This is a genomic window from Paenibacillus sp. FSL M7-0896, from assembly GCF_037975415.1.
GTDB classification, from domain to species: Bacteria; Bacillota; Bacilli; order Paenibacillales; family Paenibacillaceae; genus Paenibacillus_AQ; species Paenibacillus_AQ silagei.
In genome coordinates, this window is record NZ_CP150250.1 from 5,087,468 (window position 1) to 5,104,721 (window position 17,254).

A 17,254-nucleotide genomic window follows, 5' to 3' on the forward strand; every position below is an offset into this window, starting at 1 on the left:
CATCATTCCCCCTTAACGAATTAGAATCAGACCCAGTATACCGCTTCTTGTCCCTGCTGATCTATATATTCGATAACAGTCTTATAATTCTGCAGGTTAATATGCAGCCGGCAATATGCTGCTCCTTGCTCCCACATCAGCCTGATTTCATCCGCCTCTGCCTCAAGCACCCGGAAGGTTCCATGGAAGGCGCTATATTCATTCCGGAAGCGGATCAGCTTCATCAGCCGCTGCACGACCTCCCGCTCACTCTCCGCTGCAATCTCCTCCAGCGTATAGTTATGGCGGTTAATCTCCCGGCCTTCCCCCGTCAGGGCGACCTGCTCCAGATCATTTCGGCCAGCCAGCAAGCCTACATAATAGACCTGCGGAATACCCGGTGCGAAGAATTGAATCGCTCTGGCTGCCAGGTACGCGTCGTCATCTTCATTCAGTGCACTGTAATACGTGCAGCGGATCTGATGGACATCGAAGCCATCCGGCGCTTTATGCTCCTCGGACAGAATCAGGCTCAGGTTCGCCCCGCGCTCCACGCAGAGATCCACCAGCTCCCGGGCTTCCTTGGTATCGATCAGATCATCCAGGTCGGGCTTCACCGGAACACCGTCATGACAGTCCAGCATCGTGAACTGCTTAGGCGAACGGGTCCGCAGATAGTCGTACAGCGCCGTATTGGCTCTGCCGGTAAGCGCCTCAAGCACGCGGTAAGGCAGAATGAAATCATAGATCCAGCAGCCGTATTCCGATAGCTTAGTCTGGATACTGTGATGCGCGTGCACCTCCGGCAGCAGTTCTATATCCAGCGAGTCGGCCATCTCTTTGATCCAGTCCAGGAATTCATAGATCTCCGGCTCCACATAGAAACAACTGGTGCCCAGCTTCTTGATCACGTACCCGACCGCATCCAGCCGGACGATCTTGACATTCTGCTCTTTGAAATTCTCGAAGAACTGCCGCAGCAGGTCGCGGGTGAGCGGAGAATGGACATCCAGATCAATCTGCTCGGAAGGATCGGTTTTGCCAAAAGTGGTCCAGACCTTCTCTTCCATTCCTCCGGAGGTAGTGAACGTAGAATAAGGCAGCGGCCGCCGCAGGAACATCTTCTCGATATCCGTACGCACAGGCTCGCCATTCTCCCAGATCTTGTCCAGGGTGATGAACAGATCCGCATATTCCGAAGCCCGGCCATGCTCCAGGAAGTCCTGGAAATACGGCGATTGCCTGGAGATATGATTGACCATCAGATCCACCAGCACATCGAATTCTTCCCCGATGCTGCGGATGTCCTCCCAGCTGCCGAATTCCGGCTCGATCTCCAGATAAGTCAGTGGCGCAAAGCCGCGGTCCCCCGAAGAAGGAAAGGGCGGAAGGACGTGAATCCCCCCGGCAAACAGCCCTGCGAAGGGACCGCGCAGCACCTGATGGAGCTGCTTCAGGTCTCCGCCCAGGGAATCGGGATAGGTAATTAACTGTACTTGATTCTTCAGTGTCATCTTAAGAAGCCTCCTACAGGTTGAATTGTTGCTTAATGACCGCAAGCGCAGGCAGATCGACTACCGCACCGGTGAATTTCAGTTTGTACGCGCTGACAGCAGATCCAAGCTCCAGCGCTTCTGTGAGCGTATACCCTTTGATAATAGCTGTATAGAATCCGGACCAGAAGGCATCTCCTGCTCCCGTCGTATCTTCAATCTGCGTCGCCTTGGTCGCAAACGACATCGTTTCGCTGCCGGTGGAGACGAGTGCCCCGTCCTTGCCCAGCGTCAGAATGACCAGCTTCGCGCCAAGCGCAAGGAATCTGGCGATCTGCTCCTCCGGCGTGCCGGGACCGAACAGACGCTCAGCGTCATCCTCGGAAGGCTTGATGATATCCACCTTCGGGATGATGCTTTTGACATAGGCTACCCCGTCCTCCCCCTTCTGCCAGATCGAGGGATGATAGTTGGGATCGAAGCCGATCAGCACCTTATGCTTCCGCGCCGTCTGGATCACCCGCTCCACCGCCCTACGGGATGGGGTCCTGGAGATCGGCCAGCAGGAGAAGTGGACAATTCTGGAATGAATCAAGGCTTGCTCCAGCGCCTCATTGTACTCCAGCTGGTAATCCGCCGCACGGTAAAAGATTGGAACCGGCGTAGCCTGACTCTTGGTAATCACCACCATACTGGTAGAATCATCGACCTGCTGGATGCCGCTTGTCGCCATTCCGGCGCTCTGCAGCCGGTTGATCAGATAGTTGCCCAGGCTATCCCTGCCCACCGCCGAAGCCACATGCGACCGGATGCCCAGCTTCCCCGCATTAATGGCAATATTTGAAGGCGATCCGCCAAAATAACGGGTATATCCATTACCTACCGTGTCCTCGCCGTACTCATTGGAGATCATATCCACGAGCAGCTCGCCCACTGTTAACACATCGTTCGCCTTATCTTCAAATGGTATTGTATCTCCGAGTTTAAACACCCGCACTCCCCCTTGGTACTCCAGTATCCTTGTGTCATATCCATTCTATGGTCTCTGTGTACACAATACTTTCAAAAACCCGTCCTCTTTTTACAATTTAAGAGTTCAAGGCTCTTGCCAGGGCATGGATGTATCCCTCTCTGGCTCTGCGGCTGACTTCGGCTGCAGGGACAACATGCTCGAAGCCATGATAGCCCCCCGGGTAGAGATGAAATTCCACTTCTACACCGGCCTGTGCCAGCCGGGCCACGTAATCAATCGTCTCATCTCGGAACGGGTCGAGCTGTCCGACGCAGATATACGCGGGCGGAAGTCCCGCCAGTTGATCCGCACGGCCGGGTGCCGCATACTGGGAGGTGTCTGCGCCCCCGGCAGGGCCGCCCAGATACATCTCCCACGCCACCAGGTTGTTCGCCCGGTTCCACACCGCCGGGTGCGTGACCTCATAACTCGAAGGTGTAATGTTGCGGTCATCCAGCATCGGATACAGCGGAAGCTGGAAGCAGAGGGCAGGACCGCCCTTGTCTCTCGCCATCAGGGCCAGAGCCGCTGCCAGACCGCCCCCTGCACTCGCTCCGCCCACGGCAATCCGGGCCAAATCGATGCTCAGCCCATTGTTGATATCGGCCAGCCACACAAGCGCTGCATAAGAGTCCTCAATGGCTGCCGGGTACGGATGCTCCGGGGCAAGGCGGTAATCGGGCGACACGACCACACAGTTGGCCGCGAGGACGAAGCTCTCGCATAACGCATCGTCACCGCTCGGCTGGCCCAGAATATAGCCGCCGCCATGGGTCCAGAGCAGGGCAGGCAGCTTATGTTCACTTCGCTGAGCCGGTTCATAAATTCTGATCCGAACCGGCCCGGAACCGGCAATCAGAACCCGTTCCGTAATGCGGACGCAGTCTGACTGTTCTGTAGGCAACGGGATATTATTCCGGGCTGCGGCCAGATCCTCCGGCAAATGCAGCGGCGGCAGGCCAGCGATCCCTTCCCGTAATTCCGGGGCTACGCGGTAAATGAAATCCATATATATTTCCTCCATATCGTTCGAATGTGAATGAATCCTGCGTGCTTCAAGTGGTCCCCTTCTCCGATAACCGGACGGGAAGAATCGTCTCCAGCGGAACCGGCTCGCCGGCAATCTGCTGAAGCAGATATTGAACAGCCAGCTCACCCATCTTCTTGATCGGCTGGACGATAGTAGTCAGATCCTCCGCCTCCAAGGCAGCAATTCCGTCATAGCCTACGACCTTGACTTGACCGGGCACGGCTCTGCCCAGCCTTCTGCACTGCTTCAGCACCTGTAGCGCCAGCATATCGCTGCTCGCGAATACGCCGTCCAGCTCAGGGCGTTCCTCAAAAAGACTGCTGACCAGCTTCTCGTAATCCTTATACTTAAATCCGTTCAGATCGGTTTGCAGGACGGTATATTCCACATCTTGCCTCTTGACCTGCTCCAGGAAGGCGTCATGCCTTTGCTTGGCCAGCAGATTGAGGCGCAGATTCCCGCTGAGATAGGCGATGCTCCGGCATTTTTTGCGCAGCAGCAGCCGGGTGGCCAGCACTCCCCCCTGATAGTTATCCGAGGCAATAAACGGGATCGTCTTCGAGATCTGCCGGTCCAGCGACACCAGCGGCAGGTTGATTGTCTTATAATCGCTCACGCTCATCGTATGGCTGCCCATAATGATGCCGTCAACCCGGCTGGCCCGCAGCAGATCGATGTATTCTTTCTCTTTTTTCTTATGATGGAGGGAATTGCACAGCATAAGCTTATAGCCTTGTTCATAGGCATAGGCCTCAATATGCTTGGTTACCTCTCCGAAGAACGGATGGGAGATATCCGGCAGAATCAGGCCGATCATATTGGACTTCTTGCGCAGCAAGGAGCGTGCCACCTCACTCGGATGGTAATTCAGCTCCTCCATGGCATCGTTCACCTTTTGCTTCAGACTCTCACTGAGGTATCCCCGGTTATTCAGCACACGGGAGACGGTAGTGACGGAGACGCCGACCTTCTCGGCAACATCTTTGATGGTTACAGCCATCCGTACCTCCTGACCCGGGTCAGCCTTCTTCCTCTGTTCAGCGGAATAGGGCAAGGTTCTATGTTAACCGGTTGATATAATAGGGCAGCAGCAGCTTTAAAACTGTAAGCAAGAACATCGGGCTAACATTAGGCTGATACCGCTACCCGTTGCCGACTTCTACTCTTAGATTCATGTAGGTAATTGTATTTCCTGCAATAGAAAACGCATAGCTGACCGTAAAATGAGATTCTATTGTATTTCATACAGTGGAATATCGTGTTTTGGGAGAAAATTGGCCTTTTGTCAACATTCAAATGTACTGAATACAATAGATTCTATTTTGAAGGCTTTTTTACAGCATTCTAATGTACAAAATGCAGTTGCTATCGTTCCAGCACCTGCAGCATTCGAAAGACTGCTGTGGGAATATTCACAATATTAAACCTGACGCTCTACTAAGGCAGACACTGGCAGAGAAACTGCCAGTCCTGAGTATCAGGTCGTGCCACGCTCCACAGCCGTTACCGGGAACGTGTTCACCATCGCCACCGCCTGGCCCTCGATCTGCCGGACCGCCAGCTCCATAATGGCTTCGCTCATCTCTTGAATCGGCTGCCGTACAGTGCTTAGACGCGGTGAGATCATAGAAGCCAGCTGCACATCATCATAGCCCACAATGCGCATCGCTGAAGGAATCTCCTTGCCGAGCAGGTTGCAGGCATGAATGACCTCGGCGGCAATCACATCACTGCTGGCAAATACGCCGTCGATCTCAGGATGCTCCTGGAGGTAGGCGGCAATGGCGGTGTCCCCTCCGGTATAGCTCCCCTCATTGACCTCCAGCTGCAAGTACAGCGGCGCAAGCCCGGCGCTCTTCAGCTCTTCTTCGTACCCCTGCCTTCTCAGGCCGGCCAGCATGAAGTGATGCTGGGGACCGTCGATCCCCCGCTGGATATAGACCGTGTGCCGGCAGCCCTGGCCGGTTAATAACCGGGCAGCCAGCCGGCCGCCCTCCAGATTATCCGAGGTGACCACGGGGATATCCTCCGAGATTACACGGTCGAAGGAGACGATCGGCAGGTCCAGGTGAAGATAATGCTGCACATCCAGCACGGCACTGCCCATGATGATGGCGTCAACCTGATTTTTTTTGAGCATCTCGATATAATCCACTTCCTTGGAGACGTTGCGGTTGGAATTGCAGAGCAGCAGCTTGTAGCCCTTAAGGTCTGCGTAATATTCGAGATAGGCGGTCAGCTCGGCAAAAAAAGGATGGGAAATCGCCGGGATGATCAGCCCGATCATATTGGATTTTTTGCGGAACAGGGCCCGGGCCATTTCATTCGGCTGATAGTTCATTTCCTTCATCACCCGGTAGACCTTCTCCTTCGTCTTGTCACTGATATACCCTCTATTGTTAAGGACTCTGGACACTGTATTCACAGAAAGTCCTGCCTGCTTCGCAACATCCTTCAGATTCGCCATAGAAACCACCTTGCTTTTTAGTTCCAATTATAGATGAATTTCGCATGGATTTCAGCTATTGAAGCGTAATCGTCACTGCGGTGTACATTGGGACTTCCCCGCTCCCCCTTACTTCAGCGCCCCTTCTGTGATCCCTTTGATGATCTGTTTTTGCAGGAACAGGTAGATGATCAGCACGGGAATGATCGTCATAATCAGCCCGGCCATCAGCGGCGCATAGTCCACAGAATAGGAGGAGAAGAAGGTATACGTGGACAGCGGCAGTGTCTTCTGATCCGGTGACAGCAGCACCAGGCTGGGCAGAAGATAGTCATTCCAGATCCAGAGCACATCGAGTACCAGCAGGGTGACGAACACCGGCTTCAGCAAGGGCAGCACAATACTGAAAAACGTCCGCAGCGTACTGCTCCCTTCGATAAACGCCGATTCTTCCAGCTCATAAGGAATCCCTTTGATAAAGCCGTGGAACGTGAAGACGCCAAACGGCACTCCGAAGCCGAGATACATGAACAAAAGCGTTAGCTTGGTATTCAGCAGCCCCATATTTCCGTACAGCATGACCATTGGAATCATCAGCACCTGGAAGGGCAGAGCCATGGAGGCCAGCATGAGGAAGAAGAGGATGGAATTCACCTTCCATTTGTAACGGACGAATAAGTACCCGGTCATCGCCGAGAAAATAATAATGATAGTAACGGAAATCCCCGTAATGATCAGCGAGTTCATGAACCCCTGCATAAAGTCCATATTGTCAAAAGCGCTGGCATAGTTCTTGAAATTAATCGTTGTCGGCAGCGACAGCGGGCTCTCGAAGAATTGCTGGGTGGTCTTGAAGGAGTTCATAATAATCAGCAGGAACGGTGTTAAAAAGGCCAACAGCAGCAGGTACAGGAATCCTGTCCGCAGGCCCGGGAGGATACGCCGGTTAGCATTCATTAAGATTCCACCTCCAGCTTCTTCAGCAGATAGGATTGCGTCAGGGCGATAATCGCGACGACAGCGAACAGAACGACTGCCTCTGCCTGGCCGACACCGTATTGATTGGACAGGAAGGCTTTTTGCACGATATGGTAGGTGGCCAGCTCCGTTGAATTGAACGGTCCGCCCTTGGTTAACGCCAGGTTGATGTCATACGTTAAGAAGGATCGGGACAGGGAGATGAAAATACAGATGACGATCGCAGGAACCGTCAGCGGCAGGATGATTCTACGGATCACTGAAGTCCGCCCCGCTCCGTCAATGCTCGCCGCCTCCAGTACATCATTCGGAACGCCTGTGAAGCCCGCGATATAAATGATCATCAGATACCCGACCAGCTGCCAGGCGGTCGCAATGATCAGCGCCCAGAATGCCGTCCCCGTATTCGTCAGCCATGAGGTCTGAAACAGCTCCCAGCCGTATTTAGCGCCAAGGTAAGGCAGCACCTGTGAGAAAAGCGTCTGCCACAGGTAGCCGAGTACGATCCCGCCGACCAGATTGGGTGTGAAGAACCCTGTCCGCAGCCATTGTTCCCCTCTCCCGCCTCTCGTCAGGGCGAGTGCGATGAAGAAAGCGAACACATTGGCAATCACCACGGTGAAGAAGACATACTTCAGTGTGAACCACAGCTGCTGAAGGAACACCTTATCCCGGAACACCTCCAGATAATTCGTGAAGCCGATCAGGCTGCTGTCGCCTGTCCGGACATCCCAGTTCGTGAAGGTCAAATATAAGCCGACGATGAACGGTATAATCACAACGGCGGCAAAAGCGAAGATAGAGGGACCTCCGAAGACCAGAAACGTCCCCGCATTCTTCAGTGATAGCTTTTTGTTCATAGTGCTGCCCCCTTTCCTCTTAACAGGCTGAACTGGAGAATTTTTTATGTTTTGGGATTAGCCGCGACTCCAGAGAAGTTTTGGACTTCCGGCCGCTGCCCTTCTGCAGATTTCTTGATTTTAAACCGTTGTTAATGGTTGAAATCCGCACCAAGCATATGCTTCCGATGCGAGCTTTCCTACGGAAAGCTTTCAGGCGGTCGCTATCGCTCCTTCAGTTCCAAAATTCCCCTCCGCCACTTTTCCCTTAACTTAAGTCTTCAAGTTCAATAAATAGAGATTCTCTATTTCCCTGCATACGATTTCCAGTAATCCTGAACCTCCTGCGCCAGCCCCTGGCGGTCGATATTGCCTACCAGATACTTCTGCATCGCAGCGCCGGTCTTGGCCCAATAATCCTGCGGCAGGTAATTGATGACACCGATGTTGATAATCTTCCCTTGCTTCACGTATTCGCTGACAGCGTTAGACATGACGTTCGTGCTCTTCGCCTTAAGATCCTTGTACGGCATGGACAGCCCCATATCGGTAATAATGGCCTTTTGCCCGTCCTCGCTGCTGACCATCCATTCGATGAACGCTTTAGCGGCTTCCTGCTGCTCAGGCGTTGACTTCGAATCATCGATGGCGAACAGCTTAGGCTCGCTGTAGGCGACTTGCGCGTTGCCGAAATCCTCTGGATTATTGCTAATAGGCAGCGGCAGGATACCGAAGTCGGCATCGCGGCCTTCCAGTGTTCCGATGACCGCCCAGCTCCAGTCTCCCATGAAGTAGAAGGCGGCAGCTCCCTTGGCGAAATCCGCGCTGTCGCGGTTATAATCGGCAACGAGCGGGTCACTCTTACGCGCGTTGTATTTTTTCAGCAGATCGAAGGTATCCATCAGTCCGGTGAACTGCGGATTCTCCGTCAGTTGAACCTGCCCGTTCTTCAGCTCCTCCACGAACTTCCGGTTGTCCTCCACCTTCTGCGACCGCAGGGAATACGTCAGTCCCAGATAGTGGGCGCCAAGCGACCAGTCTGCTCCGTGAAGCATGACCGGTGCTTTGCCGGAGGCTTCGATCTTCTTGAAAATCGCTTCGAGATCATCACGGGTCTTCACCGATGCAGGATCAAAAGCACCGCCGATACCCTCTTCTACCGCACGCTTGTTGTACAGCAGACCGTAGCCTTGGGCAGTCCAAGGAATACCCAGGAATTGTCCGTCCAGCAATGCGCCATCGATGGCTCCCGGATTGGTCAGCGCTTCATACTTCGCCTTCTCCGGCTCTAAATCCAGAAAATCATCCTTATATTGAAGTATGGTGCCTGCATCCAAGTTCACGATTGTCGCCGGATTGCCGGAGGCCAGCAGGGATTGGAACTTCTCAAGCTGCGCGCCGCCGATCGGTGTAGGAATCAGTTCAATCGTCACCTGCGGATTCTGCTCATGATACTTCTTGAACAGCTCCTCGAACACTGTGTTCACTTCTGCGGAGGTATTGAAGAACGTGAGCTTAACGTCCTTGGAGGCTTGCTCTGTTTGTTTTCCCTCATTCCCCTTGTCTTCCTTGCCAGCATTGGTTGCTGAATTCCCTTTGGAGCAGCCTGCCAGTAACCCGGTGACCACCGTCAGAGCGATAGCGAAGCTTGCAGCTTTTCTCAATTTCAACTGAATTCCCCCCATACTTATAATTGTTTTGAATGCGCATACATTTCGGATGCAATTTTATGATAACCGGTTAACATATTTATGTCAATCGGTTATCATATTTAAATTTTAGCTAATCAAGAGGAGTCAATATGGCTCTTGCAGCGGGAAAAAAGCATCGGGCCTATACGCCCACATGGCTGCTGATTGTATTCGGTTTTTCGCATACATTTCGCCCTCAGCCCCCGCAGCCGCCGATTGTATTCGGTTTTTGGTATACATCCGGCCCGCGCACCGCTTCCGGTCCAATTGTGGTCGGTTTTTCGATTACATTTAGTCCCCACGCCGCTTCCAGTCCAATTGTAATCGGTTTTTCGACCACATTCCGCCCACGCGTCTCCGCCGCGCCCAATGTAATCGGTTTTTCGACCACATTCCGCCCACGCACCTCCGCCGCGCCCAATGTGGTCGGTTTTTCGACCACATCCGGCCCACGCACCTCCCCCGCTCCATTTGTAATCGGTTTTTCGATTACATTCCGCCCCCCCAGCGCTCGCCGCTGCCTATTGTGTTTGGTTCTAGCAGGCCAGCAGCAAAAAAGGCCCCAGCCCAAATGAGCCGAAGCCTTTCCCCCTACAATTTCCCCCGGTAATCCTGGGGCGTCATGCCGAACTGCTCCTTGAACACTTTGATGAAATATTGGCTGTTGGCGTAGCCTAGCTGCTCAGAGATCTCATAGATCTTCAGCTCGGAGTTGCGGAGGCTGGCTACGGCCTGCTCCATCTTCCTATTCAGGATATACTCGCTGATGCTGATCCCGCTGACCTGCTTGAACAGTCTGGAGACATATGCCGGATGAAGTGAGACCGCGTCCGCAACGAACTGCTGGCTGGCCTCTGCCAGATTAGACGCGATACAGCTCTGCATCTCCTTGACGATGCCCATCCGGTTATTCTGTGTATCCCGTTCGAGCTTGCCCTGCAGGGTATCCACCAGCGCCTCACCCCAGCTGACCAGTTGGGACACGGAACGGAAGAGGGTCTTATCCAGCAGCTCCCGCCCGACCAGATCGGAGAGCAGGCTATGATTCTTATGGGCAATATAGTGAAAGGAGCCGAGAATCATAGTACGGATCTCCTCAATATATTCTTCGTTATACGACGGCAGGTTGTTGCTGAATTCTCTCAACTGCTGCAACCGTTCCTTATACCCCTGCCACTGGCCGGTCTCCAGCAGATGCATCAGTGTCGGGGAAGCATATAAGTCCTTGAGCGGCTGGACCGGCGAGCTCTTCTGCTTGTCCGTCAAGGAGATGAAATAGCCCTGGTCATTGCCCACTTGCTGTCTTAACGCCGACTGGGAATCCTCATACATGGCGCGGATATCCAGCGGGAATTCCCCCGGGTAGGACAGAATAACCGAGATTCCGCCATTCAGATATTCATTCACACTGCTGTGCAGCTGATGGGTATTATGGGTTAGCTGCTTGAGAATCTTGTCCGGGTCAACCGCCCCCGTTTCACTGCTCTTCACAATAAACACCAGGTTCTCGTAAGCATCCCGGCCATGCCACAGCTCGAAGCCCGGGCCCAGCAGCTCGCAGGCAATGTTCGTCACCGCGTATTCAAAGAGCAATTGGCTGTCCGGCCCGAAGTTCGTGAAATGCTCCTCCAGACGGATCAGAATCAGGAAGACCCGGTCGTTCAGCTGAAAATCAATCTGATATCCGCTAAGCTTGTCCTTCAGCCGTTCCTGCGGATAGGATTTGCCCTGAATCAGCTCGGCCAGCAGCTTATCCTTCAGCGCCGGGAGATGCTCCCGGAAGGCCAGCATCGCCTGCTCATAAGATGCCGTCCGGTCGATTTCTTTCTTAATCGTCTTAATCGTGCTCTCCAGAGCAGCACGCAGCTTCTGGTGATCCAGCGGCTTAACAAGATACTCTGCCACCCCATACTGAAGGGCTTCCCTGGCATATTCGAACTCGGCGTAGCCGGTTAGCAGAATACACTTGATCCTCCGGTGGGTCTTCCGCACCTGCTTCACCAGCTCCAGCCCGCTCATCCCGGGCATGGCGATATCCGTAATGACTATATCAACCGGGTATTGCCCGATCATCTGTATGGCCTGGGCGCCGGAGTAGGCTTTATATACTTTTTCAATCCCGAAGTCCTGCCATGGAAAAGCAAGCTCCAGATCATCTACGACATATTGTTCATCATCTACCAGCAGAATTTGCAGAATGAGCTTCTCCCTCCTTTTCAATCCGAATCCGGTAACAGGTGCCTTCGGACAGCACGGAGTCTACGGATAACCCGGAGTCCTTGCCAAAATACAATCGCAGCCGCTGATTTACATTCCTTAGCCCCGTTCCGAGCTGTTCATTGCTGATAATATTATCCTCGATATGGCGGCGGACCGCGCCGAGCCGTTCTTCCGTCATGCCGATTCCGTTATCCTTCACGGTAATCAGAAGATACGAATCATCTTCCTCGGCGGCAACCGAGATGATGCCGGGCCTCAGGCCCGGTTCAATGCCATGCTTAATGCAGTTCTCCACGAGCGGCTGCAGAATCATCCTTGGCAACCGGTATCTGCCCGCCTCCGCTGTGACACCGAATTCGAAGGTTATCTCTCTTTTGCGCAGGTGGACCATGTGCAGATAATGCTCGACGAAATCCAGTTCATCCTGGAGCGTAGAATCCAGCTGTTCAATCTTATGAATGTACCGGCAGTAGGAAGCCAGATGCAGCGTCATCGCGGTGACCGCATGATAATCTTCGATGCTTGCTTTGCTCTGAATGAAATTCAGGCAGTTATAGAGAAAATGCGGATTAATCTGCGCCTGATACTGCTTCAGCTTCGCTTCCTTCACTTCAAGCTCGCCCAGCAGAACCTGCTCGATCAGTGTCTGGGTATTCTCCGCCATCCGGTTAAAGGAATTGCCCAGCACCTTGAACTCATTGACCTGCAGATCGACGGCACGGCTGGAAAAGTCGCCCCGGTCGAACCGGTCGATCGCCTTGCGCAGCATAATCACCGGCTTCTGCACCTGACGGCGAAGAAGCAGCGTGTAGAACATAATACCCACCAGCACCACCAGTACCGCATAGAGGAACAGCCGGTTATTGCGGTTAATCGGTTCGATATACTGGCGCTTGGGATAGGCGTCTATGAAATACAAATCCAGCATGTCCGACTTCATATAGTTAATCAGATACTCTGCACGATTCTCTGTAGCGGAGATGGTTCCCCGGTTCCCGTTAATCCCAGGACTGATCGACTGTAACAGCTCCTGCGGAAATGCTGCCCCCGGCTGAATAAAGGCCCGCTCAGAGGCATCGTACAGCAGCGGCATACCGGAGACATACTGATCCATCATTTTCACCAGATTATCCAGCGAAATCCTGACTTCAATTAACAGCGAGCTGATATGACTGCGCATGATATTGGAGTAATATCCCTTGCCTTCCTTATCCATGTGCAGCACCCAGCGGTTCCGCGCCTGCTCCGGGGGGCTGAAGGTGCTGAAGGAGAAGGAGGAATCAGAGGATACCGTCTCTTTCTCATCCTCATAGTACAGAATAACCGTATTCTTCCAGGAGGTAGAGGCGGTGTTCAGGGCGAGCTTATCGATGATGGTCAGCTTCATCTCATATTTGGAATATTGATCCCCGAACTTCAGAATATAAGGATATCCACGCACAGACTGGTCCTGTGACAAAGTAATGGTATTTGTCAGCACCTGTTCAAATTGCGTGGATAGCTGGGAGGTCATGAATTCAACCTCGTACATTTTATTTTTTCTCAGCTCATTCTGAATGTCCTTCACGTTCAGCCGGTAGATGAGCCAAAACGCACCTACGATAATCAGCAGCATCAGCATCAGAACAAACGACAGCCACTGAAAGATAGACAGACGATATTTCACATTGCCCTCCTCCAAATGAAAGGACGGCCTGGGGGCCGCCCTGATTCTCCGTATCTTTACTTCGATAGAGATTGATACCATTCATTGACCTCTGTGGTCACTTTATCACCGCCTGTAGTTTTCCATTTCTCTACAAAGGTATCGAATTCGTCTACCGGCGCTTTGTCATAAATAATTTTGTTCAGAATTTCCTTCTCCAGCTTCTCCAGCATATCTCCACGGGAGAGCTGAGTTTCAGTAGGCGTACCTGTGAACATCTCAGGCATTACACTGTCCTTCTGATCGACGATGATTTTGGCTGCTAAGATCTGCTCAGGGATACGCTCGGACAGATTCTTCTCATACTGGTTAGCAGGCTCAGCGCCGCCAGCCAGCTTGGCCAGTGTATTCATCATCAGGTTAGGAATGATGGCTCCATCGTAAGTCAGGGTATAACGGATCGCATCCACCCAGCCGCCTGGAATCTTATCCGTATCCTGTTCTTTCAGGACGGTTCCGTCTTCAGCGATATCATAATCGTAGCCTTTGGCGAAGCCGTTCACGAAGGTTGTACTGTCCGGGTTAGCCCAGTTATCAAACAGATAGTTCTGGTAGACGAAGAATGCGTCTTTATGCTCCATATCCTTGTTGATCAATACAGCACCTGAGGCGATCTTCGTGCCGTGTCTGCCTACCTTGCCATCCGGGCCTGCCGGAAGCGGATAAGCCTTATGCACTGCACCTGGAACGTTCTTCTGCAGATCCGGCAGCGGCCAGCCTGTCATCCAGTAAGGGCCGACAATGATACCGGCTTTGCCTGCTGTAAAAGCTTCTGTTGCTTTGTTCTCATCATACAGACCGGATTCGGAGGAGATATAGCCTTCTTTCATCCATTTCTGCATCGTTGCCAGGCCTTCCTTCATCTCCGGCTGGACAGAGCCGTAAGCGAGCTGGTTGTCCGCCGTCTTGTTCCACTGGTTAGGCATGGCGCCGAACATCCCGAAGACCCATCCGGCTTCCGACATCCATGTGTTCAGGTTGTTTTTGAAGCCCACAGCCAGTCCCGTTGTATCCTTCTTGCCGTTGCCGTCAGGGTCCTGGTTCGTGAACGCATCGAGCACGGTTTCCAGCTCAGCCAGATTCGTCGGAGCCTTAAGGTTCAGCTTCTTCAGCCAATCCTCACGGATATACATAACCGGGTCATTATTATAAGCGTTTTCCAGAATCGGGATCCCCATCCGCTTGCCGTCTCTCATGTAGGGATTCCATACGGTTGGCTCTTCGGCCATCGCTTTTTTGTAGATATCGGAAGCATATTTGTCGAACAATTCGCCTGCATCGGTGAACTGGCCGCTGTCAATCAGATCAGAGATCAGGGAAGGGCTTCCACGGAACGAGATGATGTCCGGCATTTTTTCACCTGAGGTCAGCATCAGGCGCAGCTTGGTTTCATAGGCGTTGTTCTGGTCACTTACGGTCCAGAGATACTTGATGTCAATACCCAGCGTATCCTTGGCCCATTTGGTGTGCACGTTATTTTCAATATTTTCGCCATTCTTGAATTTCAGGCTGCTTGCGATGGGAAATACGGTTGAGATGGTTACCGGTTCTATATATTTGCCATTCTCAAAGGGAGCCGAATACATAGCGTCTTCGCTTGCCGCCGGCTTGTTGTCCCCTTCCGCCTTCTTGTTGTCAGCATTTCCGCCGCATCCGGCCAGCAAGCTGCCCAGCATGACTGTGGATAACACTGCCGCCGCAGAGAATTTCATTTTCTTTATCATTTAATCTTGCACCCCTTTAATTAAAATTTAATCATATTAATTATATGAGTCAATCTTTTTCAGCTTTCAGCGCGTGCATCACCCCCTTTAATAGGAAGGACGGCTATTCCTTAACCGCCCCGAGGACAATTCCCTTCACGAAGAAACGCTGCAGGAATGGGTACACGATGAGGATCGGTGCCATCCCGATGAAGATCTGAGCGGCTTTGACCGTTCTTTGCGAGATATTCTCCAGATCCTCCGGCCGTACAGTCACCTTACTGAAGTCCTGCTGGACAATGACCGACTGCAGGAAGGTCGCCAGCGGATAGTTGCGGTGATCCGTCATATACAGCAGTCCGTCGAACCAGGAGTTCCAGTGACCGACAATCGTGAACAGCGACAGTGTAGCAATAGCCGGCATGGATACCGGGAGATACACGCTGAACAGTGTTCTGAAATGACCTGCGCCGTCGATGAAGGCGGCTTCTTCCATTTCTTTGGGTACGGCCCGGAAGAAGTTAAGCAGCAGAATGATATTCCATACCGAGACGGCTCCCGGCAGAATCAGCACCCATAAGGAGTTCATCAGGTGCAGCTTCTGAATCAGAATGTACATCGGCACCAGACCGCCGCTGAACAGCATGGTGAAGACCAGCAGCCAGATATACATGTTCCGGCGTCTGAACCGGGCGTTCTCTTTGGACAGCGCATAGGCAGCCAGAATGACTACCCCCATGCTGAACAGTGTTCCCAGCACCGTGCGCTGCAGCGTCACCCAGATGGACCGGGTGAAATTCTCATTGGCTACGGTCTTGGTGTAGGCGTCCACCGTGAAATCTACCGGCCACAGACCCACCAGATTGGCATTGGCTGCCGATTTCCCGCTGAATGATACAGCAAGAACGTGAATCAGAGGGACAACACACATAATTGAAACTGCGATCATCAGGATATAGTTGAACACGGTGAAAATGCGGTAAGGTTTTGTTTTATGATACATGCCCTATTAGCCTCCATTCTAGAAAATACGGTAGTTAGCAAATTTATACGAAAGGCGGTAAGCTGTTACGATCAAGACAAAGCTGACAACGGATTTGAACAATCCGACCGCTGTGGAGAAGCTGAACTTACCGTCAACAATTCCTAGTCTGTAGACAAATGTATCGATGATGTCCCCTTTATCGAAGACAAGCGCGTTATACAGGTTAAAGATCTGGTCAAAGCCTCCGTTAAGCACGTTACCCAGCGCCAGTGTTCCTACCACGATGGTAATCGGCAGCATGGCCGGCATCGTAATCGACCAGGTCTGCTGCCAGCGTCCTGCTCCGTCTACCTCAGCCGCTTCATAGAGTGCCGGGTTAATTCCCGCCAGGGAGGCCAGGAAGACGATGGTGTTGAAGCCGAACTCTTTCCAGACATCACTCACTACTACGACAAACCGGAACCAATTCCCGTCACCCAGGAAGAAAATCGGCTGGATGCCGAATACACTGACCAGTACCTGGTTGATCAGGCCGCCGTCTCTGGCCAGCAGGTCGGAGAGAATACCGCCCAGGATCACCCATGACAGGAAGTGGGGCATATAGACAATGGTTTGTACCATTTTTTTGAATGCCATCTTGCGGATCTCATTCAGCAGCAGTGCGAACAAGAAAGGAACGATCAGGTTGGCGATCATTTTCAGACCGGCAATAATCAGTGTGTTCCAGATGATCTGAACGTTCTCGGGAATACTGAACAGATATTCAAAATGCTCCAGCCCCACCCACTTGGAGGCGCTAAAGCCTAAGCCCGGCTTGTAATTCTTGAAGGCAATCGCAAGGCCCGTCATTGGAATATAGGCGAAGATCACGGTTAGGATCAAAGCCGGCAGAACCATCAGATCGAGACTAAGGTTCTTGGTCCATTTCGATTTTTTTCGGGGACTCCCCGCATTGACATCCAGTTTCTCGCCTTTTACGCTGGCTGGCGTAACCATGTTTTTCATGCTTCTGCTCCCCTTTGCTGGTCAACGTGTATCCGTTTACTTTGTTTATAAATTAATCATACCTAGCCGGACATGACAGATACATGATAAATACAAAGCATTGATAACAAAATGATAACCACAACAGTTTTGGACGTAGCATTACGGTAGCACTTGGGTGGACGCTCC

Annotated in this window: 14 protein-coding genes; all 14 read right to left on the reverse strand. The window is 52.4% G+C overall.

What is annotated here, in order from left to right; genetic code table 11:
- Positions 1–26: 26 nt before the first annotated feature.
- Positions 27–1,493 (reverse strand): sucrose phosphorylase, encoded by a 1,467-nt coding sequence (gene gtfA / locus MKY12_RS21835; RefSeq protein ID WP_339310755.1) that lies wholly within the window; start codon positions 1,491–1,493, stop codon positions 27–29.
- Positions 1,494–1,506: 13 nt separating this feature from the next.
- Positions 1,507–2,463, reverse strand: coding sequence for a sugar kinase (locus tag MKY12_RS21840; RefSeq protein WP_339310757.1), 957 nt, complete (start codon positions 2,461–2,463; stop codon positions 1,507–1,509).
- A gap of 97 nt (positions 2,464–2,560) precedes the next feature.
- Entirely contained in the window at positions 2,561–3,493 is a 933-nt protein-coding gene (locus tag MKY12_RS21845) for an alpha/beta hydrolase (protein WP_339310758.1), read from the reverse strand.
- A gap of 46 nt (positions 3,494–3,539) precedes the next feature.
- Positions 3,540–4,514, reverse strand: a complete 975-nt coding sequence (locus MKY12_RS21850) for a LacI family DNA-binding transcriptional regulator (RefSeq protein ID WP_339310759.1) — start codon at positions 4,512–4,514, stop codon at positions 3,540–3,542.
- Positions 4,515–4,991: 477 nt separating this feature from the next.
- Positions 4,992–5,981 carry a LacI family DNA-binding transcriptional regulator gene (locus tag MKY12_RS21855; RefSeq protein ID WP_339250036.1) on the reverse strand — a complete coding sequence of 330 codons (990 nt, stop codon included), beginning with the start codon at positions 5,979–5,981 and terminating at the stop codon, positions 4,992–4,994.
- A gap of 108 nt (positions 5,982–6,089) precedes the next feature.
- Positions 6,090–6,917, reverse strand: a complete 828-nt coding sequence (locus MKY12_RS21860) for a carbohydrate ABC transporter permease (RefSeq protein WP_209877511.1) — start codon at positions 6,915–6,917, stop codon at positions 6,090–6,092.
- On the reverse strand, positions 6,917–7,798 hold the full coding sequence (locus tag MKY12_RS21865) for a sugar ABC transporter permease (RefSeq protein ID WP_036699404.1): 882 nt from the start codon (positions 7,796–7,798) through the stop codon (positions 6,917–6,919). The genes MKY12_RS21860 and MKY12_RS21865 overlap by 1 nt, the downstream gene beginning before the upstream one ends.
- Positions 7,799–8,082: 284 nt before the next feature.
- Positions 8,083–9,447, reverse strand: coding sequence for an ABC transporter substrate-binding protein (locus MKY12_RS21870; protein WP_339250041.1), 1,365 nt, complete (start codon positions 9,445–9,447; stop codon positions 8,083–8,085).
- Positions 9,448–9,664: 217 nt separating this feature from the next.
- On the reverse strand, positions 9,665–9,925 hold the full coding sequence (locus tag MKY12_RS21875; protein WP_339310760.1) for a hypothetical protein: 261 nt from the start codon (positions 9,923–9,925) through the stop codon (positions 9,665–9,667).
- Between the two features lie 134 nt (positions 9,926–10,059).
- The gene (locus tag MKY12_RS21880; protein ID WP_339310761.1) at positions 10,060–11,688 is read right to left on the reverse strand and encodes a response regulator; all 1,629 of its coding nucleotides are present in this window, start codon (positions 11,686–11,688) and stop codon (positions 10,060–10,062) included.
- The gene (locus tag MKY12_RS21885; protein WP_036724072.1) at positions 11,642–13,354 is read right to left on the reverse strand and encodes a histidine kinase; all 1,713 of its coding nucleotides are present in this window, start codon (positions 13,352–13,354) and stop codon (positions 11,642–11,644) included. Before MKY12_RS21885 ends, MKY12_RS21880 begins: the two co-directional genes overlap by 47 nt.
- Positions 13,355–13,410: 56 nt before the next feature.
- Positions 13,411–15,117, reverse strand: coding sequence for an extracellular solute-binding protein (locus tag MKY12_RS21890; RefSeq protein ID WP_339310762.1), 1,707 nt, complete (start codon positions 15,115–15,117; stop codon positions 13,411–13,413).
- Positions 15,118–15,220: 103 nt separating this feature from the next.
- A complete protein-coding gene (locus MKY12_RS21895) occupies positions 15,221–16,099 on the reverse strand; it encodes a carbohydrate ABC transporter permease (protein ID WP_036724075.1) in 879 nt (292 codons plus the stop codon).
- A gap of 18 nt (positions 16,100–16,117) precedes the next feature.
- Complete coding sequence (locus tag MKY12_RS21900) at positions 16,118–16,978, reverse strand: ABC transporter permease subunit (protein ID WP_235191831.1); 861 nt, start codon at positions 16,976–16,978, stop codon at positions 16,118–16,120.
- Positions 16,979–17,254 lie beyond the last annotated feature (276 nt).

Coding starts and splice junctions, on each gene's coding strand:
- MKY12_RS21845 (WP_339310758.1), bottom strand. CDS start 3,493: ATGGATTTCATTTACCGCGTAGCCCCGGAATTACGGGAAGGGATCGCT.
- MKY12_RS21850 (WP_339310759.1), bottom strand. CDS start 4,514: ATGGCTGTAACCATCAAAGATGTTGCCGAGAAGGTCGGCGTCTCCGTC.
- MKY12_RS21855 (WP_339250036.1), bottom strand. CDS start 5,981: ATGGCGAATCTGAAGGATGTTGCGAAGCAGGCAGGACTTTCTGTGAAT.
- gtfA (WP_339310755.1), bottom strand. CDS start 1,493: ATGACACTGAAGAATCAAGTACAGTTAATTACCTATCCCGATTCCCTG.
- MKY12_RS21900 (WP_235191831.1), bottom strand. CDS start 16,978: ATGGTTCTGCCGGCTTTGATCCTAACCGTGATCTTCGCCTATATTCCA.
- MKY12_RS21865 (WP_036699404.1), bottom strand. CDS start 7,798: ATGAACAAAAAGCTATCACTGAAGAATGCGGGGACGTTTCTGGTCTTC.
- MKY12_RS21860 (WP_209877511.1), bottom strand. CDS start 6,917: ATGAATGCTAACCGGCGTATCCTCCCGGGCCTGCGGACAGGATTCCTG.
- MKY12_RS21895 (WP_036724075.1), bottom strand. CDS start 16,099: ATGTATCATAAAACAAAACCTTACCGCATTTTCACCGTGTTCAACTAT.
- MKY12_RS21890 (WP_339310762.1), bottom strand. CDS start 15,117: ATGATAAAGAAAATGAAATTCTCTGCGGCGGCAGTGTTATCCACAGTC.